This window comes from Bradyrhizobium sp. UFLA01-814, assembly GCF_046718885.1.
In the GTDB taxonomy this organism is placed as follows: Bacteria; Pseudomonadota; Alphaproteobacteria; order Rhizobiales; family Xanthobacteraceae; genus Bradyrhizobium; species Bradyrhizobium elkanii.
The window spans coordinates 1-22,672 of sequence record NZ_JAQOSR010000061.1 but is presented as its reverse complement, the minus strand read 5'-3'; the positions used below and the strand labels follow the sequence as shown (position 1 = coordinate 22,672).

Sequence of the window (22,672 nt, the reverse complement as noted above, 5' to 3'; positions counted from 1 at the left end):
GGCCTCTCGATCGACTCGCACGCCTGCACACAACGAACGCAGACGATACATTTGCCCCTCTCATGCAGCCAGCGCCATGCGGGGCAACTCACGACAAACTGACCTCGAAGCAGCTGATTTCGCTCCGGGCCGTGCGTTTTTGCCACGCGGCACAGCCTTTGTCTGTCACCGCCACGACACGGTTCAAAAGGTTCCCTGGTGTGGCCCGGCCGGCTTTGAGGGCTAAGTGGCGTCGCTGGCGCGCGTGCCGGCCGCAGCTTCGTCGAGCTTGCGATAGAGCGTCGAGCGGCCGATCTTGAGGCGGCGCGCGACCTCCGACATCTGTCCGCGGTAATGCGAAATCGCGAAGCGGATGATCTCGTTCTCGAGATCTTCCAGGGGGCGCACCTCGCCCGCCGTATTGAGCATCGCGAGGCCGCCGGCGGTGGGCAGGGAGGCAGTAACCGGTATTTCATTACCGGAAATCATGGCCGGAGCCGTGGAGGGCGACACCACCAGCGGCTCGCCCTGCAGCGATTTGCCCTCCGGTACCGGATGCGCCGTTCCTTGCGGGAAATCGGCGAGGCCGAGCTGGTCGCCGTCGCTCATCACCACGGCGCGATACACCGTGTTCTCGAGCTGGCGGATGTTGCCCGGCCAGTCGAGCTGCGAGAGGTGCGCCATCGCCTCGCCGCTGATGCCGGTGATGTTGCGGTTTTCCTCGGCGCAGAACCGCGCCAGGAAATGCCGCAGCAGATGCGGGATGTCTTCGCGCCGCTGTCGCAGCGCCGGAATGGTCAGCGGTAGCACGTGCAGGCGATAGAACAGGTCCTCGCGGAACTGGCCGCCTTTCACGAGATCGAGCAGCTTGCGGTTGGTCGCCGAGATGATGCGAACATCGACCTTGACCGGCTTGCGGCCGCCGACCGCCTCGACGGTGCCTTCCTGCAGCGCGCGCAGCAGTTTCACCTGCGTGGCCAGCGGCAATTCACCGACCTCGTCGAGGAACAGCGTGCCGCCATGCGCTTCGACGAATTTGCCCTGGTGGCGCTCGGTGGCGCCGGTGAAGGCGCCCTTCTCGTGGCCGAACAGGATCGATTCGACGAGATTGTCCGGGATCGCGCCGCAATTCACCGCAACGAACGGCCTGGCCTTGCGCTCGCCGCTGCCGTGAACGGCGCGCGCGAACAGTTCCTTGCCGACGCCGGATTCGCCCTCGATCAGCACCGGGATCGTCGAGGACGCGGCCTTTTGCGCGGTGCGCAGCACCCCGGCCATCGCCTCGCTGCGGGTGATGATGTCGGAGAAGGTCAGCCGGCCCTCGCGGCTGTGGCGAATCCGCTGCAATTCGCCCTTCAGCGCCGAGGCGTTGAGGGCGTTGCGCAGGGAAACCTGCAGCCGCTCGAAGCCGACCGGCTTGACGACGAAATCCTGGGCGCCGGCGCGCATCGCCGACACGACATTGTCGATGCCGCCATGCGCGGTCTGCACGATGACCGGGACGGTCAAACCAGCTTCACGAATTTTTGCGAGGACTCCAAGACCGTCGAGGCCCGGCATCACGAGGTCGAGCACGACGGCGTCAATCGCCTGCGTCTCGGATGCGGTCAGGGCCGCGATCGCCGCGTCGCCACTGTCCACGACGAGGGGCTCATAGCCGCACTTCTGCACCATGTTTTCAACCAAACGGCGCTGTACTGCGTCGTCATCGGCGATCAAAATGGTGGCAGCCATGGTTTTCCCCGCACGCTACGTTTATTTGTCTCGAATCGGGGCAATGTCGCCGATGCCGATTAACGCACTCTTAAATGTTGCAAACCCGCATTCATTCCGCCGCCGCCGACATCTTTCCGACTGAACTAAGGTTACGAACAAGATGACCTCGCGCTCCAGAACTGCACCCAACAAGTCTGCCCTCAGCAAGGCCGCTCTCCGCAAGGAAGCCGCGTTGCGCAAGACGGCCGCGCAACGCAAATCGTCCGCAGGCAGCCCGGCGGCGAAAAAGGCAGCCAGCAAGACCGGCAAGCTTCCGGAATGGAATCTGGCAGATCTCTACTCCGGTATCGATGCGCCTGAGGTCGCACGCGACTTGCAGAAAATGGACGCAGATTGCGTCGCGTTTGAGACCGACTACAAGGGCAAGCTTGCCGAAAATACCGCCAAAGAGGGCGGCGGAAAGTGGCTGGCCGAGGCGATCAGGCGCTATGAGGCGATCGACGATCTGGCTGGCCGTCTCGGCTCTTACGCCGGCCTCGTCCATGCCGGCGACAGCGTCGATCCCGCGATCTCGAAATTCTACGGCGACGTCTCCGAGCGGCTGACCGCCGCGTCGGTGCATCTGTTGTTCTTCTCGCTCGAGCTCAATCGCGTCGACGATGATGTGATCGAGCGCGCGATGGCCGAACCCGAACTCGGCCATTACCGGCCGTGGATCGAGGATCTGCGCAAGGACAAGCCGTACCAGCTCGAGGATCGCGTCGAGCAGCTGTTCCACGAGAAGGCGCAAAGCGGCTACGCGGCCTGGAACCGGCTGTTCGACCAGACCATCTCCGGCCTGCGTTTCAAGGTCGGCGGCAAGGATCTCGCGATCGAGCCGACGCTGAACCTGCTGCAGGACAAGGCGGGGGACAAGCGCAAGGCTGCCGCGCAGGCGCTCGCCAAGACCTTCAAGGACAATGAGCGCAGCTTCGCGCTGATCACCAACACGCTCGCCAAGGACAAGGAAATCTCCGACCGCTGGCGCGGCTTCCAGGATGTCGCGGACTCCCGCCATCTCAACAACCGCGTCGAGCGCGAGGTGGTCGATGCGCTGGTCGCCTCGGTGCGCGCGGCCTATCCGAAGCTGTCGCACCGCTATTACGCGCTGAAGGCCGGCTGGTTCAAAAAGAAGAAGCTGCCGCACTGGGACCGCAACGCCCCGCTGCCGTTCGCGGCGACCGGTACGATCGCCTGGCCCGAGGCGCGCAACATGGTGCTGTCGGCCTATAGCGGCTTCTCGCCCAAGATGGCCGCGATCGCGGAGCGCTTCTTCGACGATCGCTGGATCGATGCGCCGGTCCGTCCCGGCAAGGCGCCCGGCGCGTTCTCGCATCCGACCACGCCGTCGGCGCATCCCTATGTGCTGATGAACTATCAGGGCAAGCCGCGCGACGTGATGACGCTGGCGCATGAGCTCGGTCATGGCGTCCATCAGGTGCTGGCGGCGAAGAACGGCGCGCTGATGGCGCCGACGCCGCTGACGCTGGCGGAAACCGCAAGCGTGTTCGGCGAGATGCTGACCTTCAAGCGGTTATTGTCCCAGACCAGGAACGCCAAGCAGCGCCAGGCGCTGCTCGCGGGCAAGGTCGAGGACATGATCAATACCGTGGTGCGGCAGATCGCGTTCTATTCATTCGAGCGCGCGGTCCATACCGAGCGCAAGAACGGCGAACTCACCGCCGAGCGGATCGGTCAGATCTGGCTCAGCGTGCAGGGCGAGAGCCTGGGGCCGGCGATCGAGATCAAGCCGGGCTACGAGACGTTCTGGATGTACATTCCGCACTTCATCCACTCGCCGTTCTACGTCTATGCCTATGCGTTCGGCGATTGCCTCGTGAACTCGCTCTATGCGGTCTACGAGCACGCGTCGGAAGGCTTTGCCGAGCGCTATCTCGACATGCTCGCCGCCGGCGGCACCAAGCACTACTCCGAGCTGCTGCGGCCGTTCGGGCTCGATGCCAAGGACCCCAAATTCTGGGACGGCGGCCTGTCCGTCATCGCCGGCATGATCGACGAGCTGGAAACGATGGGCTGAGGCCCATCCGCCATGCTGTCCCTGGGCTGAAGCCGGCGTTTTTGCGCCGGACGGCATGATCTTTCCTTGGCGTCCGCGCTGGGGAGATCAATCCGGCCCGGACGCGGCCGTTGGCGGGCCGCCCGGATCGGGGACGATTTGCGCTTCAAATCGCCTGATCGGGACCGTGCCGTTGCCCTGCCTACCCGTTTGCGGTAATGGCTCGCGGAGGAACGCGAATTTCTGACTGGGGACAGCGATGGCAGACCATAGCGAAGTGGCCTACACGACCGCCGACGGCAACGATTACGTGGCGCATGAGCAGACCTATGAAGGGTTTATCATGCTGGTCAAATGGGGCACCATCAGCGTCGCCATTATTCTCGCCCTGATGGCCTATTTCCTGGTCTGATCCTTAGATCGGCTAGCGGCGCCGCCGTCCCGCGGCGGTGCCGGAATTCCTGTCGAACCCGGATGTGTAAAAACCGGGTATCCAAATCTGGCGAAAATAACGCTAGTTTGAAGACGCGTGCGCCGCTCGCGCCGCCGGAGGGCCCATGAAGATTGCCGTTGCCAAGGAAATTGATCCGTCCGAGCCGCGGGTTGCGGCCTCGCCCGATACCGTGAAGAAGTTCAAGGCACTCGGCGCTGAGGTCGCGGTCGAGCCGGGCGCGGGCATCAAGTCGGGCCTTCCCGATTCGGAGTTCACCGCGGTGGGCGCCACCGTCAGCGCGGACGCGCTCAAGGACGCCGACATCATCATCAAGGTGAAGCGGCCGGAAGCCTCCGAACTCTCCAAATACAAGCGCGGCGCGCTGGTCATCGCGATCATGGATCCCTATGGCAACGAGGCCGCGCTGAAGGTGATGGCCGATGCCGGTGTGTCCGCCTTCGCGATGGAATTGATGCCGCGCATCACCCGCGCGCAGGTGATGGACGTCTTGTCCTCGCAGGCCAATCTGGCCGGCTACCGCGCCGTGATCGAGGGCGCCGAGGCCTTTGGCCGCGCCTTCCCGATGATGATGACCGCCGCCGGCACCGTTCCGGCCGCGAAGGTGTTCGTGATGGGCGTCGGCGTCGCCGGCCTGCAGGCGATCGCGACCGCGCGGCGGCTCGGGGCCGTCGTCACCGCGACCGACGTGCGCCCGGCCACCAAGGAACAGGTCGAATCGCTCGGCGCGAAATTCCTCGCCGTCGAGGACGAGGAATTCAAGAACGCGCAGACCGCCGGCGGCTACGCCAAGGAAATGTCCAAGGAGTACCAGGCCAAGCAGGCCGCGCTGACCGCCGAGCACATCAAGAAGCAGGACATCGTGATCACGACCGCGCTGATCCCCGGCCGTCCGGCACCGAAGCTCGTCACCGGCGAGATGGTGAAATCGATGAAGCCCGGCTCGGTGCTGGTCGATCTCGCGGTCGAGCGCGGCGGCAATGTCGAGGGCGCCAAGCCCGGCGAGGTGGTCGAGACCGACGGCATCAAGATCGTCGGCTACACCAATGTCGCCGGCCGCGTCGCGGCGTCGGCCTCGGGGCTCTACGCGCGCAATTTGTTCTCGTTCATCGAGACGATGGTCGACAAGGCCAACAAGGCGCTCGCGGTCAATTGGGACGACGAGCTGGTGAAGGCCACCGCGCTGACCAAGGACGGCGCCGTCATCCATCCCAACTTCCAGCCGAAGTAAGGAGAGAAGCCATGGAGCATCTCGCGCAGGCCGTCGATCCGTTCGTGTTCCGGCTGTCGATTTTCGTCCTCGCCGTGTTTGTCGGCTATTTCGTGGTGTGGTCGGTGACCCCGGCGCTGCATACGCCGCTGATGAGCGTGACCAACGCGATCTCCTCAGTGATCGTGGTCGGCGCGCTGCTCGCGGTCGGCGTCGGCATGGTCTCGAGCGGTTCGGGCTGGGCCCGCGGCTTCGGCTTCGTCGCGCTGATCTTCGCCTGCGTGAACATCTTCGGCGGCTTCCTGGTCACCCAGCGCATGCTCGCGATGTACAAGAAGAAAGCCAAGTGAGCGGCAATCACCTCGGGGTGATGAGGATTTTGGGGGACCTGAGATGAGCGCCAATCTCTCTGCACTGTTGTATCTCGTGGCGGGGGTGCTGTTCATCCTGTCGCTGCGCGGCCTGTCGAGCCCGGCGTCGTCGCGCCAGGGCAACATGTTCGGCATGATCGGCATGGCGATCGCCGTCGGCACCACGCTGGCGAGCCATCCGCCGGCCGATGGCGTGGCCTGGGTGCTGGTCATCCTCGCGGTCGCGATCGGCGGCGGCATCGGCGCCGTCATCGCGCGCCGGGTGCCGATGACCTCGATGCCCGAGCTCGTCGCCGCATTCCACTCGCTGGTCGGCATGGCCGCGGTGCTGGTCGCCGCCGGTGCGTTCTATGCGCCCGAGGCGTTCGACATCGGCACGCCCGGCAACATCCATCCGCAGAGCCTGGTCGAGATGTCGCTCGGCGTCGCGATCGGCGCGCTGACCTTCACCGGCTCGGTGATCGCGTTCCTGAAGCTGTCGGCCCGGATGAGCGGCGCGCCGATCATCCTGCCGTTCCGCCACGTCATCAACATCGTGCTGGCGCTGGCGCTGGTGTTCTTCATCGTCGGCCTTGTGATGAGCGGCAGCGCGCTCGACTTCTGGCTGATCACCATCATCGCGCTGGCGCTCGGCGTGCTGATGATCATCCCGATCGGCGGCGCCGACATGCCGGTCGTGATCTCGATGCTGAACTCGTACTCCGGCTGGGCCGCGGCCGGCATCGGCTTCACGCTGGGCAATTCGGCACTGATCATCACCGGTGCGCTGGTCGGCTCCTCCGGCGCGATCCTGTCCTACATCATGTGCCACGCGATGAACCGCTCGTTCATCTCGGTGATCCTCGGCGGCTTCGGCGGCGAGACCGCGGCGGCCGGCGGCGGCAGCGGCGAGCAGAAGCCCGCCAAGCTCGGCTCGGCGGATGACGCCGCCTTCATCATGAAGAACGCCTCCAAGGTCATCATCGTGCCCGGCTACGGCATGGCGGTGGCGCAGGCACAGCACGCGCTGCGCGAGATGGCCGACATCCTGAAGAAGGAAGGCGTCGAGGTGAAATACGCCATTCACCCGGTCGCGGGCCGCATGCCCGGGCACATGAACGTGTTGCTCGCTGAAGCAAACGTGCCCTATGACGAGGTGTTCGAGCTCGAGGACATCAACTCGGAGTTCGCCCAGGCGGACATCGCCTTCGTGATCGGCGCCAACGACGTCACCAACCCGGCCGCCGAAGAGGACAAGACCTCGCCGATCTACGGCATGCCGGTGCTGCAGGTCTGGAAGGCCGGCACCGTGATGTTCATCAAGCGCTCGCTCGCCTCGGGCTATGCCGGCATCGACAACCCGCTGTTCTACCGCGACAACACCATGATGTTGCTCGGCGACGCCAAGAAGGTCACCGAGAACATCGTCAAGGCGATGTAAGGCGGTAGCGATGACGCTGAACCGGGAGTGGCATCGAGCGCATCGCATGCCGCCCCGGGCGACGCGCGAGCAGCGCATCAAGTGGCACGTCGCGCATGCGGCGGCGTGCGCGTGCCGGCCGGTCCCCGACAGCATCAAGGCGGATGTCGAGAAGCTGCGCAAGCTCCGCGGCAAAACATAGCCGCGGCCACCGCTGATGGCACTGGCACTCGCAATCCTGAAATGGCTCCTGATCGCCGCGTTCGTCATCTATCTCGGCGGGCTCGTTGCGCTGTATGTCAGGCAGCGCGAACTGCTGTTTCCGATCCCGCCGGTCGGACGGACCGCGCCGGCAGCCGCGGGGCTTCCCGAAGCGGAAGAGCATGTCCTGACCACTGACGACGGCGAGAAGGTCATCGTCTGGCACGTGCCGGCGAAGCCGGGCCGGCCCGTCGTGCTGTTCTTTCACGGCAATGGCGATTTCCTTGCCGGGCGCGTGGCGCGCTTCAAGGCCATCACGGCCGACGGCACCGGGCTGGTGGCGCTGTCCTTTCGGGGTTACGCGGGGTCGAGCGGGTCTCCGAGCGAGCAGGGACTGCTGCAGGACGCCGCGGCGGCTTATGCCTTCGCCACCGCACGCTACCGCGCCGAGCAGATCGTGGCCTGGGGATTCTCCCTCGGCACGGGCGTTGCGGTTGCGCTCGCTGCCGAACATCCGCTCGGCAAGCTGATCCTTGAGGCGCCTCATACGTCGACGGCCGACGTCGCCGGCGCGCATTTCTGGTATGTGCCGGTCAGCCTCTTGATGCGCGATCAATTCCGCTCCGACCGGCTCATCGCGCGGGTCAAGGCGCCGCTTCTGATCATGCATGGCACCGACGATCCGGTGATCCCGATTCGCTTCGGCGAGCGCCTGTTCGGCCTCGCCCATGAGCCCAAGCAATTCGTGCGACTGCCCGGTGGCGGGCACGACAATCTCGACGATTTCGGTGCGATGGCGACGGCGCGGCGGTTTATCGATGCCGCAAGAGGCTGACGGCGGCGATTGTCTGTCGCATAATCGCGCCATCGAAGTGAGGGGACCCCCACGATGAGCGCACACGGACCGATGCCGCGGTCGGCCTGGCTGTATCCCGTTCTGGCGGTGCTGTTGTTTGCCGCAGTCACGGCCACCGGCTACAGCTTCGCGCCATCGGCCGGGGGCTGGGTGTTTGCGGCGGTGCTGCTGGTCATTCTGTTCGGCACCGTGTTCGCGGCGGTCCACCATGCCGAGATGATCGCCGAGCGGATCGGCGAGCCGTTCGGCACATTGCTGCTGACGCTCGCGGTGACGATCATCGAGGTGGCGCTGATCTCGACCATCATGCTGGGCGAAACGCCGGCGCCGACCCTGGCCCGCGACACGGTGTTTGCGGTGGTGATGATCGTCTGCAACGGCCTGGTCGGGCTCTGCATCTTCATCGGCGGCTTGCGCTACAGGGAGCAGGATTTCCAGATCACCGGCGCCAACCTTTACCTCAGCGTACTGTTCGTGCTCGCGACCATCACGCTCGATATGCCCAATTTCACGCTGGCCTCTCCGGGCCCGGTGTTTTCCACGGCCCAGCTCGCCGTGGTCAGCGTCGTGACCGTGCTGCTCTATGCGGTGTTCCTCTACACCCAGACCATCCGTCACCGCGATTATTTCGTCAGCGGCGCCAATGAGGCGGCGGCGCATGGCGAGGTGATGTCGGACCGCATGACCGCGATCAGCGTTGCGCTGCTGCTGATCTCGCTGCTGGCGGTGGTGCTGCTGGCGAAGAAATTCTCGCTGGTGGTCGATGTCGTCACCGTCAAGATCGGCGCGCCGCCGGCCTTTGCCGGCCTGGTGGTGGCGGCCCTGATCCTGTTGCCGGAGAGCGTTGCCGCAGTGTCGGCGGCGCGCAAGAACGATCTGCAGAAGAGCATCAATCTTGCGCTCGGCTCGTCGATCGCCACCATCGGGCTCACGGTTCCCGCGGTGGCCGTAGCCGCCTATGCGCTCGACAAGCAACTGGTGCTCGGGCTCAGCAACCAGCATATGCTGATCCTGCTGCTCACCTTCATGGTCAGCATGCTCACCTTCGGAACCGGCCGCACCAACATCCTGTTCGGGCTCGTTCACATGGTGGTGTTCGCCGTGTTCGTGTTCATGGTTTTCGTGCCGTAGAGCATGATCCGCTCAAAAAAATTGGAGAGAATGACGATGCTCAGCGCCAAATCGGATGTGCAGGTGGATACCGCGGAGGTCCGCGTGACCGAATGGCGCCTTGCGCCGGGCAGCGCCACCGGCCACCACACCCATGAGATGGACTATGTCATCGTTCCGATCACGGCCGGCGAGATGACGATCGTGGCGCCGAACGGCGAGCGCTCGAAGGCGCAGCTCGGAGCCGGCAAATCCTATTTCCGCAAGGCAGGGGTCCAGCACGACGTGCTCAACGAGACGGCCAGCGAGATCGTGTTCCTCGAGGTCGAACTCAAGCCCTGACGCGGCGCAAGAACCCTCCAAGGAATCCGGCAAGGAACCCTGCACCCGCCGAATGGCAGGTCCGAGCCGGCGCGGCTGTGGAAATTCATAACCCGTTAACGGCTGCGCGATGATCTAGCAGGCGGATGCGGCCTGCGCAGGGGGCGCCTCCGGCTGAAACCAAAGCGACACCAAAGGTGACGTCGGAACGGGGGTTTGCCACCGATCCGACGCAGTTGATCCCTGAATGTGCCTCAAAGTTCCAGCATGTAATACCGGGGTGGGGAGTGGCAGGTCATGCTGAGTTACCTGAAGAAATTCGTGATGGACATCTTACCCTCGGTGGCAGCGACCATCATCGGGGCGTACATCGTTAATCACTACATCGTGGCCAAGCCGGAGGCGCCGGCAGCCGCAGCCGTGACCGCCGCAGTCGATCCCAAGGCAGATCCGAAGGCCGCCGCCAAGCCCGCCACCGTCGTCAGCAGCCTCCCCGAAGCCGGTGTGAAGGCCAAGGGCATGTCGGAGCGCACGCTGATCGAGCGGTCGGCGTCCGAGAAGGCCACCGTCACCGAGAAGCCCGCCGAGAAATCGGCCGACCCCAAATCTGCCGATGTGAAGCCTGAGGCGCCGGCCGATACCGCCAGCATCCCCGCCGACACCCGCCATCACCCGGCGGCGCCGAAGGCCGTCGCGAAGGTCACGCCCGCCGCGCCGCAGCCGGCCGCCCCTGCGACGTCAGCTGCGCCGGTCGAGACGGCTGTCACGCCTGAGGAAAGCCGCGACGCCAACGACCTCGCGCGCGCCGCCATCGAGCGGCTGCGCAAGGAGCGTCCGCAGGAGGCGGCGCGTTCCCAGGACGCCACGCGTTCCCAGGACGCTGCGCGCACCGATCTTGCCCGCCTGCCAGAGGCGCAGCGTCCGGCAGCCACCTCGGCGATCCGGCCGTTGCCGCCGCCGATCATGGTGTCGAGCCCGTCCACTGACAATGTCGATCAATCCTCGCAGCCGCGTCCGCCCTACGCCGCCGGCGGCCAGGACTCCAACCGGCTGACGCCGCCGGCCGACATTCCGGTCCCGGTGGTGCAGGCCCCGCTCGACCTGCGCGCCGAGGCGATCATGCCGGCGCAGAAGAACGAGCGTACGTCGGTGACCGACGACATGTTCTCCGGCATGAAGTCGATGTTCCACGCCGTCCTGCCGAAGTAGCCCAGCGAATCGGCTTGCCGCGATTTCGGTCCACCTCTCCCCGTCGGGGAGAGGTCGGATTGCGCCTGGCGATGCGAAGCATCGTCCAGTGCAATCCGGGTGAGGGCTCTCGCCCTCTCGATAGACCGTAACCCCTCACCCGATTTGCTGCGCAAATCGACCTCTCCCACGGGAGAGGTGAACCTTCGACGCCGTTTCCAGCTCAACCTAATCTCATCATGCTTAGCCGCCGGTGCGCGCCAGCCCGCTGCGCGCATTGCCGTCGCTTGGCCGCAGCGCGAGCGCGCGATTGTAGGACGCCGCCGCCTTGGCCTTGTCGCCGAGCCGCTCATAGGCCTGGCCGCGTGTGCTCCATGCCGCAACATTGCTTGGATCGGCCTGCACGGCCTCGTCGAGATCGCTGGCGGCCTGCTTGGCCTTGTCGAGCGCGAGGTAGCTGGCGGCACGGCCGACCAGGGGCTCGGCCTTCTGCGGCGACAGCCCGCTGGCCGCGGTGAAATCGTCGATCGCCTGCTGATGCTGTCCACGGCCCTGATAGATCAGGGCGCGGCCGTAGAGCGCCTGGATGTTGTAAGGGTCGGCCGCCAGTGCCTGTTCGAACTCCGCCATCGCTTCGTCGAGCTTGCCGGAGCGCGCCAGCACCTGAGCGCGCGTGGTGTGATCCTTGGCGCTGTTGACGTCTTGCGGGGTGATGGTGTCGGCGGCGGGCTTGTCGGCAGTGGCAGCCGGCTTCGGCTTGTCGTCCGAGGAGCCCCATGAACCGAGGTCGAAGGAGCAGCCCCCGAGCGGCAGGCCGAGAACCACTGCTATGATGACGAGATGCGGCGCGCAACGGCGGTGCGCGGGTCCTGGAAAGGGCGGGCGGGCTACCGGATCAGCCGTCATGCAAAATGCTCTTGCCGGTCGTTTTGCATGGGTACCCCGGAACGCGGCGCGCTTCAAAACGACAACGCGGGCCCGTGGCCCGCGCTGTTAGACTTCCATATCGGCAAAACGGTTCAGCGAGGGCCGCGACCAGCGCCTGCACCGCCCGGACGGCCGCCGCGGTCGCCACCGGGGCCAGCGCCGAACACCGGCTTCGGCTTCATCGGCAGCAGGCCTTCGCGCTGCAGCTTCTTGCGTGCCAGCTTGCGCGCGCGGCGCACGGCTTCGGCCTTTTCGCGGGCCTTCTTCTCGGAGGGCTTTTCGTAGTGACCGCGGAGCTTCATCTCGCGGAAAATGCCCTCGCGCTGCATCTTCTTCTTCAGCGCCTTCAGGGCTTGGTCGACATTGTTATCGCGGACGAGAACCTGCACGCGGCATCCTCTTTTGAATTGATCGGTTCGGAATTCTGGCGAGGTGAAGGGGCGGCAAAAGGCCTGCCTCTTAACCCTAGGCGCGCGCATGTATCAGACAAACGCGCAGATGTCCACCGGTCGAGTGACTTTCGGGCCTAGTAAAGCCACGAAATAGGGCGAAAATGCCATTGTGCGGCCCTGATTTGGGTGGTTTGGCGCCCAGATGAGGGCCGCTCCCGGCGTTTTGAACAACCCGGACATTGGAAATAGGGGAGATGCGAGATGGAGATGAAGAAATACGCTGCCGAGGCCATCGGTACGTTCTGGCTCACATTCGCTGGTTGCGGCAGCGCGGTGATCGCGGCCGGCTTTCCGCAGGTCGGGATCGGCCTGGTCGGGGTGTCACTGGCCTTCGGGCTGAGCGTGGTGACCATGGCCTATGCGATCGGCCATATCTCGGGTTGCCACCTCAACCCGGCGGTGACGGTCGGGCTCGCCGCGGGTGGGCGCTTCCCGGGCGGCCAGGTGCTGCCCTACATCATCGCGCAGGTCGTGGGCGCCATCATCGCGGCTTGGCTGCTCTATGTGATCGCGAGCGGCGCGCCCGGCTTCGATGTCAGCAAGGGCTTTGCCTCCAACGGCTATGACGCGCACTCGCCCGGCCAGTACAACATGGTGGTGTGCTTCATCACCGAGGTGGTGATGACCATGATGTTCCTGTTCATCATCATGGGATCGACCCATGGCAAGGCGCCTGCCGGCTTCGCGCCGCTCGCCATCGGCCTCGCGCTGGTGATGATCCATCTCGTCAGCATTCCCGTCACCAATACGTCGGTGAACCCGGCGCGCAGCACAGGACCGGCGCTGTTCGTCGGCGGCTGGGCGCTGGGGCAGCTCTGGCTGTTCTGGGTCGCGCCCCTGATCGGCGGTGCGCTCGGCGGCGTGATCTATCGCTGGCTCAGCGACGAGCCGGCCGGCATCGTCGCAGGCGCGAAGACGGCGTGATCGGCGAGAGCGTTTTCGAGCGAAGTGGACGCCGGTTCGCGTGAAGAAAACGCGTAAACAAAAATCCAGAGCATCGGTCCTGATTGAATCAGAACCGATGCTCTAATGGATCGTGGCTGCCACGATCCCATTTCCATCGATGCGTCGAAGGCGGCTTGCTGCCGCCGGAGCATGATCCGGAAAAGTGGGAAGCGGTTTTCCGAAGAGATCATGCTCAAACGACGAGCTAAAGCGCGATGAATCGCTCATCGCGCTTTAGTGGAATTAAGGCTTGCGGGCGGGCGTCACTTCGGTGACGTGCCCCATCTTGCGGCCGGGGCGCGGCGTGCCTTTGCCGTACAGATGCACCGTGGCGCCGGGAACGGTGAGCCACTGCTCGTAGCTCAGGATATCGTCGCCGATCAGGTTGGTCATGACGACATCGCCGTGGCGCACCGGCTTGCCCAGCGGCCAGCCGGCGATCGCGCGGATGTGCTGCTCGAACTGTGAGATCGAGGCGCCGTCGAGCGTCCAGTGGCCGGAATTGTGCACACGCGGCGCGATCTCGTTGACCAGCACCGTCGCCTTGCTGCCGTTGCCGGGCACCGCAAACATCTCCACCGCGAGCACGCCGACATAATCGAGCGCCGAGGCGATCTTTTCGGCGATCGCGCGCGCCTGCGCGGCAAGCTCATCGGGGATTGCGGCCGGCGCGCGGGAAATTTTCAGAATGTGGTCGCGGTGCTCGTTCTCGGTGACGTCGAAGCATTCGACTTCGCCGGACGCGGAGCGAGCGGCGATGACCGAGATCTCGCGCTCGAACGGCACGAAGGCTTCGAGGATGGCCGACTTGGTGCCGAGGTCCTGCCAGACCTGTTCGAGATCGTCGCCGGCGCGGATGATGGCCTGGCCCTTGCCGTCATAACCGAACCGGCGGGTCTTGATCACCGCGGGCAGGCCGATGCGCTCGATCGCCGTGCGCAGCGTGCCGACCGAGGAGACGTCGGCGTAGTCGGCGGTGCCGATGCCGAGCTTGCTGATAAAATCTTTCTCGATCAGCCGGTCCTGCGTGGTCTCGAGGATCTTGTAGGCCGGCAGCACCGGGCGGCGTGCGGCGAGCACCATCGCGGTTGCGGCCGGGACATTCTCGAATTCATAGGTGACGACGTCGACGTCGTTGGCGAACAGTTCGAGCGCCTCGACGTCGGCATATTCCGCGCAGGTCGCGTTCTGCACCACGTCGAACGCCGGGGAGTCCGGATCCGGCGAAAACACCTGGCAGCGGAGCCCGAGGCGCGCCGCGGCCATCGCCAGCATCCGGCCCAATTGCCCGCCGCCGAGGATTCCAATGGTGTCGCCCGGCTTCAGCTTCACTCCGTTCGAAGCCGTCACGCCGCGCCCTCCGGATGCTCATTGACCGCGTCGGTCTGCTGCTTGCGCCAGGCCGCAAGGCGGGCCGACAGAGCCGGATCGTTGAGCGCGAGCACGCTCGCCGCGAGCAACGCGGCATTGATCGCGCCGGCCTTGCCGATTGCCAGCGTCCCGACCGGGACGCCGGCCGGCATCTGCACGATCGAATAGAGCGAATCGACGCCCGACAGCGCCTTCGACTCGACGGGAACCCCGAACACCGGAAGCTCGGTCAGCGCGGCCGTCATGCCCGGTAGATGGGCGGCGCCGCCGGCGCCGGCAATGATCACCTTGTGGCCGGCCGCCTTGGCGCCCTTGGCAAAGGCGTAGAGCCGATCCGGGGTGCGGTGGGCCGAAACGATACGCGTTTCGCAGGCCACACCGAGCGCAGCCAGCGTCTCGGCGGCATGGCGCATGGTTTCCCAGTCGGACTGACTTCCCATGATGATGGCGATCGGAGCGGTCATCTCTTCAATTCTGTGCAGGAATCCAAAAGCATAGGCCGATTATAGGGGCGGCCCGGGCGTCATCCAAGGCGTGGCAAGGGAGTTAGAATGGACTATCCTGTCTTGGTGAATCCCGGCAAGCCTTCATAAGCAGGCCTCAACAAGGATGCGCATGAAGAAGACGACGGCGGCCGCCTCCGGGGCCGCGAAACGACGCAAAGGCGCGCCCGCCGCGCGCAAATCCGGGCCGGGCAAGACTGGAGCCAAGCGGGCTGGAACCAAACGGGTTGGAACCGCAGCTTCCACGCGAGGCGCGGTCGCATCCGGCGACAAATCGACGATCCGCAGCTTGCGGGCGCAACTGGCGCGGGCGCAGGCCCGGATCGAGGAGCTGCAGGCCTCCGCCGAGACCGACTTCCTGCTCGACATCCTGAACCGGCGCGGATTCGAGCGCGAGCTCGCCCGTTCGCTCTCCTTCATCAAGCGCTATCAGGCCTCCGGCGCGCTGATCGTGCTCGACGTTGATCGCCTCAAGCCGATCAACGATGCCTTCGGCCACGCGGCGGGCGACGAGGTGCTGAAGGCGATCGTTGCCGCGATATCGGATCAGGTGCGCGCTTCCGATGTGATCGGCCGTCTCGGCGGTGACGAGTTCGCCGTGCTGCTGTGGAATCTCAGCGAGATCGATGCCCGCGCCAAGGCGGCTGCGCTGGAAGAGGCGATCGATCGGTTGACCTTCATGTTCCGTGACAGCCAGGTCACCGCAGGTGCCTCCGCGGGCGTTGCGATCCTCACCGCGCATTCGGACATCGATCGCGTTCTCGATGAGGCCGACCGTGCGATGTATGTGCGCAAGGCGCAGCGGCGCCACGAATCCTAAGCATGATCCGGAAAAGTGCGAAGCGGTTTTCCGAAAAGATCATGCTCAAACGATGATGATTCGACCCGATCCCATCGCGCTTAAGAGATCAAAGCGCGCTCAGATCCTCCGGCACATTGCCGTAGGCCCGCAACAGCTTGGCATCGCCGAATTCGCCGATCGCGGGATCGCCGGTGCGGCTGAACGCGACGGCGCCGATGCTGCCGGGCATCCGCGACATGGTCTCCGCGCGGCGCAGCGCGACCGCCGAGCTCTGGCATTCCTCGGCATTGCCGGCGACCGGCGTGCCGTCATCATCCTGCATGAAGGGCAGTGCCACGTAATAGGTTACATCGGCCATCGCTGTGCTCCCTGAAGATCAGGCCAAGGATCAGGCCAAGGATCAGGCCAAGGATCAGGCCAAGGATCAGGCGGCATCGCTCGCCGCCGGGGTCTGCGCCGGCACGCAGCCGGCGGTGATCGCGGCCTGCAATTCCTCAAGCTCGGCTTCCAGGTATTCGTTGGCCATGATCAGCGCCTTGATGGTGCTGCGCAGGTTGCCGTCGCACATCGCGATCGCCTGATCGCAGGCCTTCTCGTAGCGGCTGTTGTCGGGCAGGGAAGGCGGTGCGGACATGGCGAAACTCCCTCTGATGGCTGGCGGCTGGATCGTTATGTTCTCTTTTTGTTCCGATAGAGTCAAGCGCCGGGAAACCGCCTCGCGTCCGTTGCCGCGAACGTGAAGCCGGTGCGGCGCTGTGGATGACGGGGAAAACCGCCGCCCGGCCTGAACCGGAAGCGCCGAACCGCGAAGGCCCGCGCCGCGACGCGCGTCAGGCGATGATGTCGGGCGTGATCTGGTCTTCGATGAAGGCGATGCGATCGCGGAGTTGCAGCTTCCGCTTCTTCAAGCGTTGCAGCATCAAGAGATCCGGCGCCGGCGACTGATGCAGCGCGTCGATCGCGGCATCGAGGTCGCGGTGCTCTTGTTGCAGACGCGCGAGCTCGGCGATTAGTTCGCGCTCATCCTGATCGTTCATGGTTGTATATTAACTGATAAGCACGATGAGGTTGTTGCGGCGGAAGTCGCCGCTCGCCGGAATATCCTCCTTGCGCGCGCGCCGCGCAAGCCAGACCGGTTCCATAGTCACGATTGGTTACAGATAAACCGAAATGAGTGCGTGCGGCATTTCGCGTTCCCCATCGACAGCGCCGTCCACTCGTGTACACTCGGCGGTCCGGATCGAACCTGAGGTTTAACGCACCGAGGAGAGTTCGCAATGGCAATACAGGCCCATCTCATTGAGCTGGAGCGTAAACACAAAATACTCGAGAACGAACTGCACGAAGCGCTCGTTCACCCCTCCGTAGACGACCTGCATATTTGCGAGCTGAAGCGCCGCAAGTTGATGGTCAAGGATCAAATCGAGCGGTTGAGACTGTCCGCCGACGACACGGTCCACTAGACCGCCCCCCTGCAAATTAGCAAATAGCCTGGCCTTTCACCGAGGGATGAACGCACAAGTGCGCGCGCATCCCCCGGACGGCCATACTGTATTTGCTCAGAGTTCCGCCAACTCGCCGACATGGTCGGCGACCGCGAGCGATGACGTCAGTCCAGGCGATTCGATCCCGAACAGGTTGATCAGGCCCGCGACGCCATGATCGGCCGGCCCCTGGATCAGGAAGTCCTGCGTCGCCACCGCCGGCGGCACGATCTTGGGGCGGATTCCCGAATAGCTCGGCATCAGCGCGCCGTCCGGCAGGGCCGGCCAGTATTTCCGGATCGCCGGATAGAACCGCTCGGCCCGATCAGGGTCGACGGCGTAATCGATGTGATCGATCCATTGGACGTCGGGCCCGAACCTCGCCTGTCCGGCCATGTCGAGCGTCAGGTGCACGCCGAGCCCGCCGGGTTCCGGCACCGGGTAGATCAGCCGCGAGAACGGCGCCCTGGCGCTGCAGCTGAAATAATTGCCCTTGGCCAAATAGGCCGTTGGAATCAATTCGATCGGCATGCCCTCGACGTTGCGCGCGACCGCCGTCGCGCCGAGCCCGGCGGCATTGACCAGAAGATCGCAGGCCAGCGTCATCGGCGCCGCGCCGCCGGCCTCGATCTCAAACCCGTCGGCGGTGGCCCTGGCGTGGAGCAGCGGCGTATGGAAGGCGAACGCCGCCCCGGCCGCCTCGGCGTCACCGCGCAGCGCCAGCATGTAGGCATGGCTGTCGATGATCCCGGTCGAGGGCGACAGCAGCGCTGCGTCGCAATTCAGCGCCGGCTCCAGGGCGCGCGCCGCCTCGCCGGACAACCGCTGCATGTCGTCGACGCCATTGGCCTTTGCATGCGCTCGGATCGACTGCAGCTTCTCGGTCTCGGCAGGCGTGGTAGCCACGATCAGCTTGCCGCAATTCTTGTGCGGGACGCCGTGCTCGGCGCAGTAGCGGTAGAGTGCCCGCTTGCCGCTGACGCACATCCGCGCCATCAGGCTGCCGGCGCGGTAGTAGATGCCGGCGTGGATCACCTCGCTGTTCCGCGACGAGGTCACCGTGCCGATCCCCTCGGCCTCCTCGATCACAATCACCTCGCGGCCGGCCTGTGCCAGCCGCCGCGCCACGGCGAGGCCGATCACCCCCGCACCGACGATCACGCAATCAACCCTGTCCATCTCGTCCTTCAGGTCCGAAAATTTCCGCCCGGCCGCGCCTGGCCGCTGCCGCCAACATCGTTCAGCCGATCCGGTCGCTTTGGGCAAGTGCTTATTAGGCAAGTGCTTGGGCTATCTCAAATAGTTGGGAAGCCATGCCCAGTTAGTGGAGCATTAATCATGTCAGGGCAATTGCCATAAATTAAGTCAGCATTTTCCGGTTGCATCAGTACGCGTTTACCCGATCCAAACCGCCGGAGCCGGACACTCGCCCCGGAAATCCGCGGGTGATCGATGGCTGGCAGGAAGGTGCAGGCGGGCGGGAAGAATTGGATTCCGGCAAGGGCCGTGCTCTGCCTGATCGCCGCCGTAGCGCCGTGCGCTGCAGCCCGGGCCGGCACCGGTGCGTTCGCGGCGCCGTCGAGCTATCTGGGCAGCCTCGATCCCGGCGTGGTCTGGGAGCTCCTGATCGGCAGCGTGGTGGTGGCGTCCTTTTTCGGCGCGGTCGGGTTGTGGATCCTCTCGGCGCTGCGCAAGGCGAAGCGCGCGCAATTGCGGCGCAACGCCTTCGTCTCGTCGGCACTCAACCATTTGAACCAGGGCGTGGTGATGACCGATGCGCAGGAGCGCATCGTGTTCTGCAACGACCGCTATCTCGACATCTACGGCCTGTCGCGTGCCGACATCCGGCGCAACATGACGGGCGTCGAGCTGCTGGAGCTGCGCCGCGACCGCGGCGTGCTCGACCTGAGCGCCGAGGATTTCTTCGCCAGGGCCGCGGCGCCCGATGGATTGGTCACCGAGCTGCCCGGCGGCAGGTCGGTGCTGGTGAAGTATTTTCCGCTGCCGAACGGCGGCTCGGTCGCGACCCATCTCGATTGCACCGACCAGCGCAAGCTGTCGCGCAAGCTCGCCTCGACCACGCAATTCCTGGAATCGGTGCTCGACAACGTTCCGGTCTGCGTCGCGGCCAAGAACATCGAGGACGGCCGCTACATCTTCGCCAACCGCGCCTTCGAGCGCTTCTCGCGCTTCTCGCGCGATCACATCGTGGGCAGGCGCGCCGACGAGATCTTCCGCCCCGAGACCGCCGCCAGCATCGACACCGCCGACCGCGCGGCGCTGAACGCGGCGGAAGGCTATCATCGCAGCGAATTCTTCGTCGAACGCGGTTCGGACAAGCGGATCCTCGCCTCCAACCGCGTGATCGCCCGCAACGAGGCCGGCGAGCCGGAATTCCTGATCGCGCTGTTCGAGGACGTCACCGATCGCCGCTCGCTATCGCGCGAGCTCGAGAACAACAAGAAATTCCTCGAGCTCGTGGTCGACAACATCCCGGTCTCGCTGATCGTGCAGCGGGTCAGCGACGGCCGCTACCTCCTGGCCAACCGCAGCGCCGAGACGATCCTCAATCGCCGCCGCGAGGACGCCGCCGGCCTGACCGCGTCCGACATCTTCAATGCGCGTGAAGCCAAGCTGATCATCGCCCGCGACGAGGCCGCGATCAGGAAGCGCAGCATGATCGCCGAGGAGCATCCGATCTCGACCAAGGACGGCCTGCGGCTGTTCCTGACCCGCCGTATGACCGTGCTCGACGATGTCGGCGAGCCGCAATATCTGATCAAGACCCATGAGGACGTCACCGACCGGCGCCAGACCGAGTCGCGCATGGCGCATATGGCCTATCATGACGGCCTGACCGATCTGCCGAACCGCGCCGCCTTCCTGCAGGCGCTGACCCAGATGATCGAGGCCTGCGACGGCACCGACGAGGAGTTCGCCGTGCTCTGCGTCGACCTCGACGGGCTGAAGGAGATCAACGACGTCTACGGCCACGCGATGGGCGACAAGGTGCTGATCGAGGTCGCGCAGCGCCTGCAGACCGTGGCGCGCGGCGGCGTGGTCGCGCGGCTGTCCGGCGACGAATTCGGCCTCATCATCGACGGCAAGCAGCCGGCGGCCGGCATCGCGCTGGCCGAGCAGGCCGCCGAGGCGCTCGGGCAGGATTTCCTGATCGACGGCAAGTCGGTGCGGACCGGCCTCACCACAGGGATCGCGGTGTTCCCGGACAACGGATCCGACGCGGCCTCGCTGCTGGCCAATTCCGGCGCGGCGCTGTTTCGCGCCAAGGCGAAGTCGCGCGGCACGATCTCGATCTTCGAGCCGGAGATGGACCAGCAGATCCGCGATCGCCGCGTGTTGCACCAGGAGCTGTCGGTCGCGATCAAGAATGGCGAATTGTCGCTCTACTACCAGCCGCAGGCCGCCGCGGGCGGCAGCGTGGCGGCCAGCCGGATCATCGGCTTCGAGGCGCTGGCGCGCTGGCACCATCCGGTGCGCGGCTTCGTGCCGCCCGGCGACTTCATTCCGCTCGCGGAAGAAAGCGGCCTGATCGTCGAGATGGGCGAATGGATCCTGCGCGAAGCCTGCCGGGAGGCGGCCTCCTGGGCGATCCCGCTGCAGGTTGCGGTGAACCTGTCGCCGGCGCAATTCACCCATGGCGACCTCGTCGGCCTCGTGCATTCGATCCTGCTCGAAACCGGGCTCACGCCCGACCGGCTCGAGCTCGAAATCACTGAGGGCGTGCTGATCGAGGATTTCGACCGCGGCCTGTCGCTGCTGCGGCGGCTGAAGGCGCTCGGCGTCCGCATCTCGATGGACGATTTCGGCAGCGGCTATTCCTCGCTGAGCTACCTGCAGGCGTTTCCGTTCGACAAGATCAAGATCGACCGCGCCTTCGTCATCAATCTCGGCCGCAACCCGCAATCGGCCGCGATCGTGCGCGCGGTGATCGATCTCGGCCACGGCCTTGAAATGTCGATCGTCGCCGAAGGCGTCGAGACCGAGGCACAGCTCGGCTTCCTCGCCGAAGAGGGCTGCGACGCGGTGCAGGGCTATCTGATCGGCAGGCCGGCCCCGATCGGCCAATTTGCCGGGCTGGTCGGTGGCGACCAGCTTGCGGAGACCGTGCGCAGAGCCGGGTAATTTGGCCTGAATGGTCGCCGGCCCGGCCGGCTATGCTTGCCATCCGTTGCTCGCCCGGCTACATCTCGACCCACCACATCATTTCAGCCGAGAAAGGAGGGCCGCGTCGTGGCGAGATACACCGATCCCCACCTCAAGCGTGGCCCCGTCAACGCCCTGCAGATGCGTTTGCAGGGCTGACCGGAAACTCGCGCAACATCTCTTCCTGGTCTGCCCTTCGTGGCCGTGCGGCGTCGAACGTTTGAGCGTTCGTGCCTGCACATGAATCCCTCGCCGCGCTTCGACACGCACATCCGATGATGGCTGGACGCCTCGGGATGTCGCGATCGCCGGCAAGACCAGAGAATTGATCGTGACCCTCATCAATGTACGCAACCTCGGCGTGACGCTGAACGCGCCGCTGTTTTCCGAACTGAATTTTGTCGTCAATGCCGGCGACCGTATCGGGCTGGTGGCCGCCAACGGCCGCGGTAAGTCCACGCTTTTGCGCTGTATCGCAGATGCGATGGAGCCTAACGAAGGCGACATCACTCGTGCGCGCGGACTGACCGTCGGCCATGTCGAGCAGGATGCGCCGCCAAGACTGCTGGATACGCCGTTCCACGCCGCCGTGCTCGAGGCGCTTCCCGGCGAGCAGCGCGCCAGCGAGGGCTGGCGGGTCGACGTCGCCTTGCAATCGCTTGAAGTTCCGGAGGAGCTGTGGACGAGACCGCTGAAGCAGCTGAGCGGCGGCTGGCTGCGGCTTGCGGTGCTCGCCCGCGTGCTGGTGACCGAACCCGATGTGCTGCTGCTCGACGAGCCGACCAACCATCTCGACCTCGCCAAGATCGGCCGGCTCGAGGCCTGGCTGAACGCACTGCCACGCGAGATGCCGGTGGTGATCGCAAGCCACGATCGCGCCTTTCTCGATGCAACGACCAACCGGACGCTGTTCCTGCGCCCGGAGCGGTCGCAGCTGTTCTCGCTGCCCTATACCGCGGCGCGCGCGGCGATCGACGAATTCGATGCCTCGGACGAGCGGCGCTATCAGCGCGACATGAAGGCCGTGCGGCAGCTCCGGCAGCAGGCCGCGAAGCTCAACAACCTCGGCATCAATTCCGGCAGCGACCTTTTGCTGTCGAAGACCAGGCAATTGAAGCAGCGCGCCGAGAGACTGGAGGAGACGGCGAAGCCCGCGCATCAGGAAC

At 65.1% G+C, this 22,672-nt stretch carries 24 protein-coding genes; 15 read left to right on the top strand and 9 right to left on the bottom strand.

Translation table 11 applies throughout. From position 1 onward, the window contains the following. Window positions 1–222: 222 nt before the first annotated feature. Window positions 223–1,713 carry a sigma-54-dependent transcriptional regulator gene (locus tag PMN64_RS19795; protein WP_411781823.1) on the bottom strand — a complete coding sequence of 497 codons (1,491 nt, stop codon included), beginning with the start codon at window positions 1,711–1,713 and terminating at the stop codon, window positions 223–225. 142 nt (window positions 1,714–1,855) lie between these two features. Between PMN64_RS19795 and PMN64_RS19790 the strand changes: the two genes are divergently transcribed. From PMN64_RS19790 to PMN64_RS19745, 10 genes are all read left to right on the top strand, one after another. Beyond that, the gene (locus PMN64_RS19790; protein WP_411781822.1) at window positions 1,856–3,772 is read left to right on the top strand and encodes a M3 family oligoendopeptidase; all 1,917 of its coding nucleotides are present in this window, start codon (window positions 1,856–1,858) and stop codon (window positions 3,770–3,772) included. Window positions 3,773–4,010: 238 nt separating this feature from the next. Further along, complete coding sequence (locus PMN64_RS19785) at window positions 4,011–4,163, top strand: aa3-type cytochrome c oxidase subunit IV (RefSeq protein WP_016841611.1); 153 nt, start codon at window positions 4,011–4,013, stop codon at window positions 4,161–4,163. Window positions 4,164–4,308: 145 nt separating this feature from the next. Next, window positions 4,309–5,433, top strand: a complete 1,125-nt coding sequence (locus PMN64_RS19780; protein ID WP_411781821.1) for a Re/Si-specific NAD(P)(+) transhydrogenase subunit alpha — start codon at window positions 4,309–4,311, stop codon at window positions 5,431–5,433. A gap of 11 nt (window positions 5,434–5,444) precedes the next feature. After that, window positions 5,445–5,762 carry a proton-translocating transhydrogenase family protein gene (locus PMN64_RS19775; RefSeq protein WP_016841609.1) on the top strand — a complete coding sequence of 106 codons (318 nt, stop codon included), beginning with the start codon at window positions 5,445–5,447 and terminating at the stop codon, window positions 5,760–5,762. Between the two features lie 43 nt (window positions 5,763–5,805). Then, window positions 5,806–7,203 (top strand): NAD(P)(+) transhydrogenase (Re/Si-specific) subunit beta, encoded by a 1,398-nt coding sequence (locus PMN64_RS19770; protein ID WP_018268744.1) that lies wholly within the window; start codon window positions 5,806–5,808, stop codon window positions 7,201–7,203. A 10-nt stretch (window positions 7,204–7,213) separates the two neighbouring features. Continuing rightward, complete coding sequence (locus PMN64_RS19765) at window positions 7,214–7,384, top strand: hypothetical protein (RefSeq protein ID WP_162832440.1); 171 nt, start codon at window positions 7,214–7,216, stop codon at window positions 7,382–7,384. Between the two features lie 15 nt (window positions 7,385–7,399). Continuing rightward, window positions 7,400–8,218 (top strand): alpha/beta hydrolase, encoded by an 819-nt coding sequence (locus PMN64_RS19760; protein ID WP_411781820.1) that lies wholly within the window; start codon window positions 7,400–7,402, stop codon window positions 8,216–8,218. A gap of 54 nt (window positions 8,219–8,272) precedes the next feature. Further along, window positions 8,273–9,370: a calcium:proton antiporter gene (locus PMN64_RS19755; RefSeq protein ID WP_304497213.1), complete on the top strand. Its 1,098-nt coding sequence runs from the start codon at window positions 8,273–8,275 to the stop codon at window positions 9,368–9,370. A 36-nt stretch (window positions 9,371–9,406) separates the two neighbouring features. Then, window positions 9,407–9,691: a cupin domain-containing protein gene (locus tag PMN64_RS19750; RefSeq protein ID WP_028340624.1), complete on the top strand. Its 285-nt coding sequence runs from the start codon at window positions 9,407–9,409 to the stop codon at window positions 9,689–9,691. Between the two features lie 276 nt (window positions 9,692–9,967). After that, window positions 9,968–10,879 (top strand): hypothetical protein, encoded by a 912-nt coding sequence (locus PMN64_RS19745; protein WP_411781819.1) that lies wholly within the window; start codon window positions 9,968–9,970, stop codon window positions 10,877–10,879. A gap of 222 nt (window positions 10,880–11,101) precedes the next feature. Here PMN64_RS19745 and PMN64_RS19740 read toward each other — a convergent pair whose 3' ends face one another. Further along, the gene (locus tag PMN64_RS19740) at window positions 11,102–11,764 is read right to left on the bottom strand and encodes a tetratricopeptide repeat protein (RefSeq protein ID WP_411781818.1); all 663 of its coding nucleotides are present in this window, start codon (window positions 11,762–11,764) and stop codon (window positions 11,102–11,104) included. 113 nt (window positions 11,765–11,877) lie between these two features. Continuing rightward, window positions 11,878–12,174, bottom strand: coding sequence for a 30S ribosomal protein S21 (gene rpsU / locus PMN64_RS19735; protein WP_021078544.1), 297 nt, complete (start codon window positions 12,172–12,174; stop codon window positions 11,878–11,880). Window positions 12,175–12,438: 264 nt separating this feature from the next. On the opposite strand from rpsU, the gene aqpZ reads away from it, so the two are divergent. Beyond that, window positions 12,439–13,161, top strand: a complete 723-nt coding sequence (gene aqpZ / locus PMN64_RS19730) for an aquaporin Z (RefSeq protein ID WP_016840586.1) — start codon at window positions 12,439–12,441, stop codon at window positions 13,159–13,161. Between the two features lie 264 nt (window positions 13,162–13,425). Here aqpZ and PMN64_RS19725 read toward each other — a convergent pair whose 3' ends face one another. Together PMN64_RS19725 and purE are read right to left on the bottom strand one after the other, a co-directional pair. Further along, window positions 13,426–14,532 carry a 5-(carboxyamino)imidazole ribonucleotide synthase gene (locus PMN64_RS19725; RefSeq protein ID WP_028340621.1) on the bottom strand — a complete coding sequence of 369 codons (1,107 nt, stop codon included), beginning with the start codon at window positions 14,530–14,532 and terminating at the stop codon, window positions 13,426–13,428. Continuing rightward, window positions 14,529–15,017, bottom strand: coding sequence for a 5-(carboxyamino)imidazole ribonucleotide mutase (gene purE, locus PMN64_RS19720; protein ID WP_028335999.1), 489 nt, complete (start codon window positions 15,015–15,017; stop codon window positions 14,529–14,531). Before purE ends, PMN64_RS19725 begins: the two co-directional genes overlap by 4 nt. A 145-nt stretch (window positions 15,018–15,162) precedes the next feature. On the opposite strand from purE, the gene PMN64_RS19715 reads away from it, so the two are divergent. Continuing rightward, the gene (locus tag PMN64_RS19715; RefSeq protein WP_411781817.1) at window positions 15,163–15,876 is read left to right on the top strand and encodes a GGDEF domain-containing protein; all 714 of its coding nucleotides are present in this window, start codon (window positions 15,163–15,165) and stop codon (window positions 15,874–15,876) included. 88 nt (window positions 15,877–15,964) lie between these two features. Here the strand turns inward: PMN64_RS19715 and PMN64_RS19710 are convergent, their stop codons facing one another. The 3 genes from PMN64_RS19710 to PMN64_RS19700 all read right to left on the bottom strand — a co-directional run bounded on the left by PMN64_RS19710 (window position 15,965) and on the right by PMN64_RS19700 (window position 16,895). Beyond that, entirely contained in the window at window positions 15,965–16,216 is a 252-nt protein-coding gene (locus PMN64_RS19710; protein WP_018268738.1) for a hypothetical protein, read from the bottom strand. A gap of 66 nt (window positions 16,217–16,282) precedes the next feature. Further along, complete coding sequence (locus PMN64_RS19705; protein ID WP_411781816.1) at window positions 16,283–16,492, bottom strand: hypothetical protein; 210 nt, start codon at window positions 16,490–16,492, stop codon at window positions 16,283–16,285. Window positions 16,493–16,688: 196 nt separating this feature from the next. Continuing rightward, window positions 16,689–16,895, bottom strand: a complete 207-nt coding sequence (locus tag PMN64_RS19700; RefSeq protein ID WP_016847372.1) for a YdcH family protein — start codon at window positions 16,893–16,895, stop codon at window positions 16,689–16,691. A gap of 240 nt (window positions 16,896–17,135) precedes the next feature. Between PMN64_RS19700 and PMN64_RS19695 the strand changes: the two genes are divergently transcribed. Next, complete coding sequence (locus PMN64_RS19695) at window positions 17,136–17,321, top strand: YdcH family protein (RefSeq protein ID WP_016847370.1); 186 nt, start codon at window positions 17,136–17,138, stop codon at window positions 17,319–17,321. A gap of 96 nt (window positions 17,322–17,417) precedes the next feature. On the opposite strand, the gene PMN64_RS19690 is transcribed toward PMN64_RS19695, so the two are convergent. Next, window positions 17,418–18,533 (bottom strand): NAD(P)/FAD-dependent oxidoreductase, encoded by a 1,116-nt coding sequence (locus tag PMN64_RS19690; protein ID WP_411781836.1) that lies wholly within the window; start codon window positions 18,531–18,533, stop codon window positions 17,418–17,420. A 261-nt stretch (window positions 18,534–18,794) separates the two neighbouring features. Here PMN64_RS19690 and PMN64_RS19685 point away from each other — a divergent pair, with 261 nt between their 5' ends. Then, the gene (locus PMN64_RS19685) at window positions 18,795–21,485 is read left to right on the top strand and encodes an EAL domain-containing protein (protein WP_411781815.1); all 2,691 of its coding nucleotides are present in this window, start codon (window positions 18,795–18,797) and stop codon (window positions 21,483–21,485) included. Between the two features lie 352 nt (window positions 21,486–21,837). Next, the coding region (locus tag PMN64_RS19680) for an ATP-binding cassette domain-containing protein (protein ID WP_411781814.1) at window positions 21,838–22,672 on the top strand (835 nt) is incomplete at its 3' end.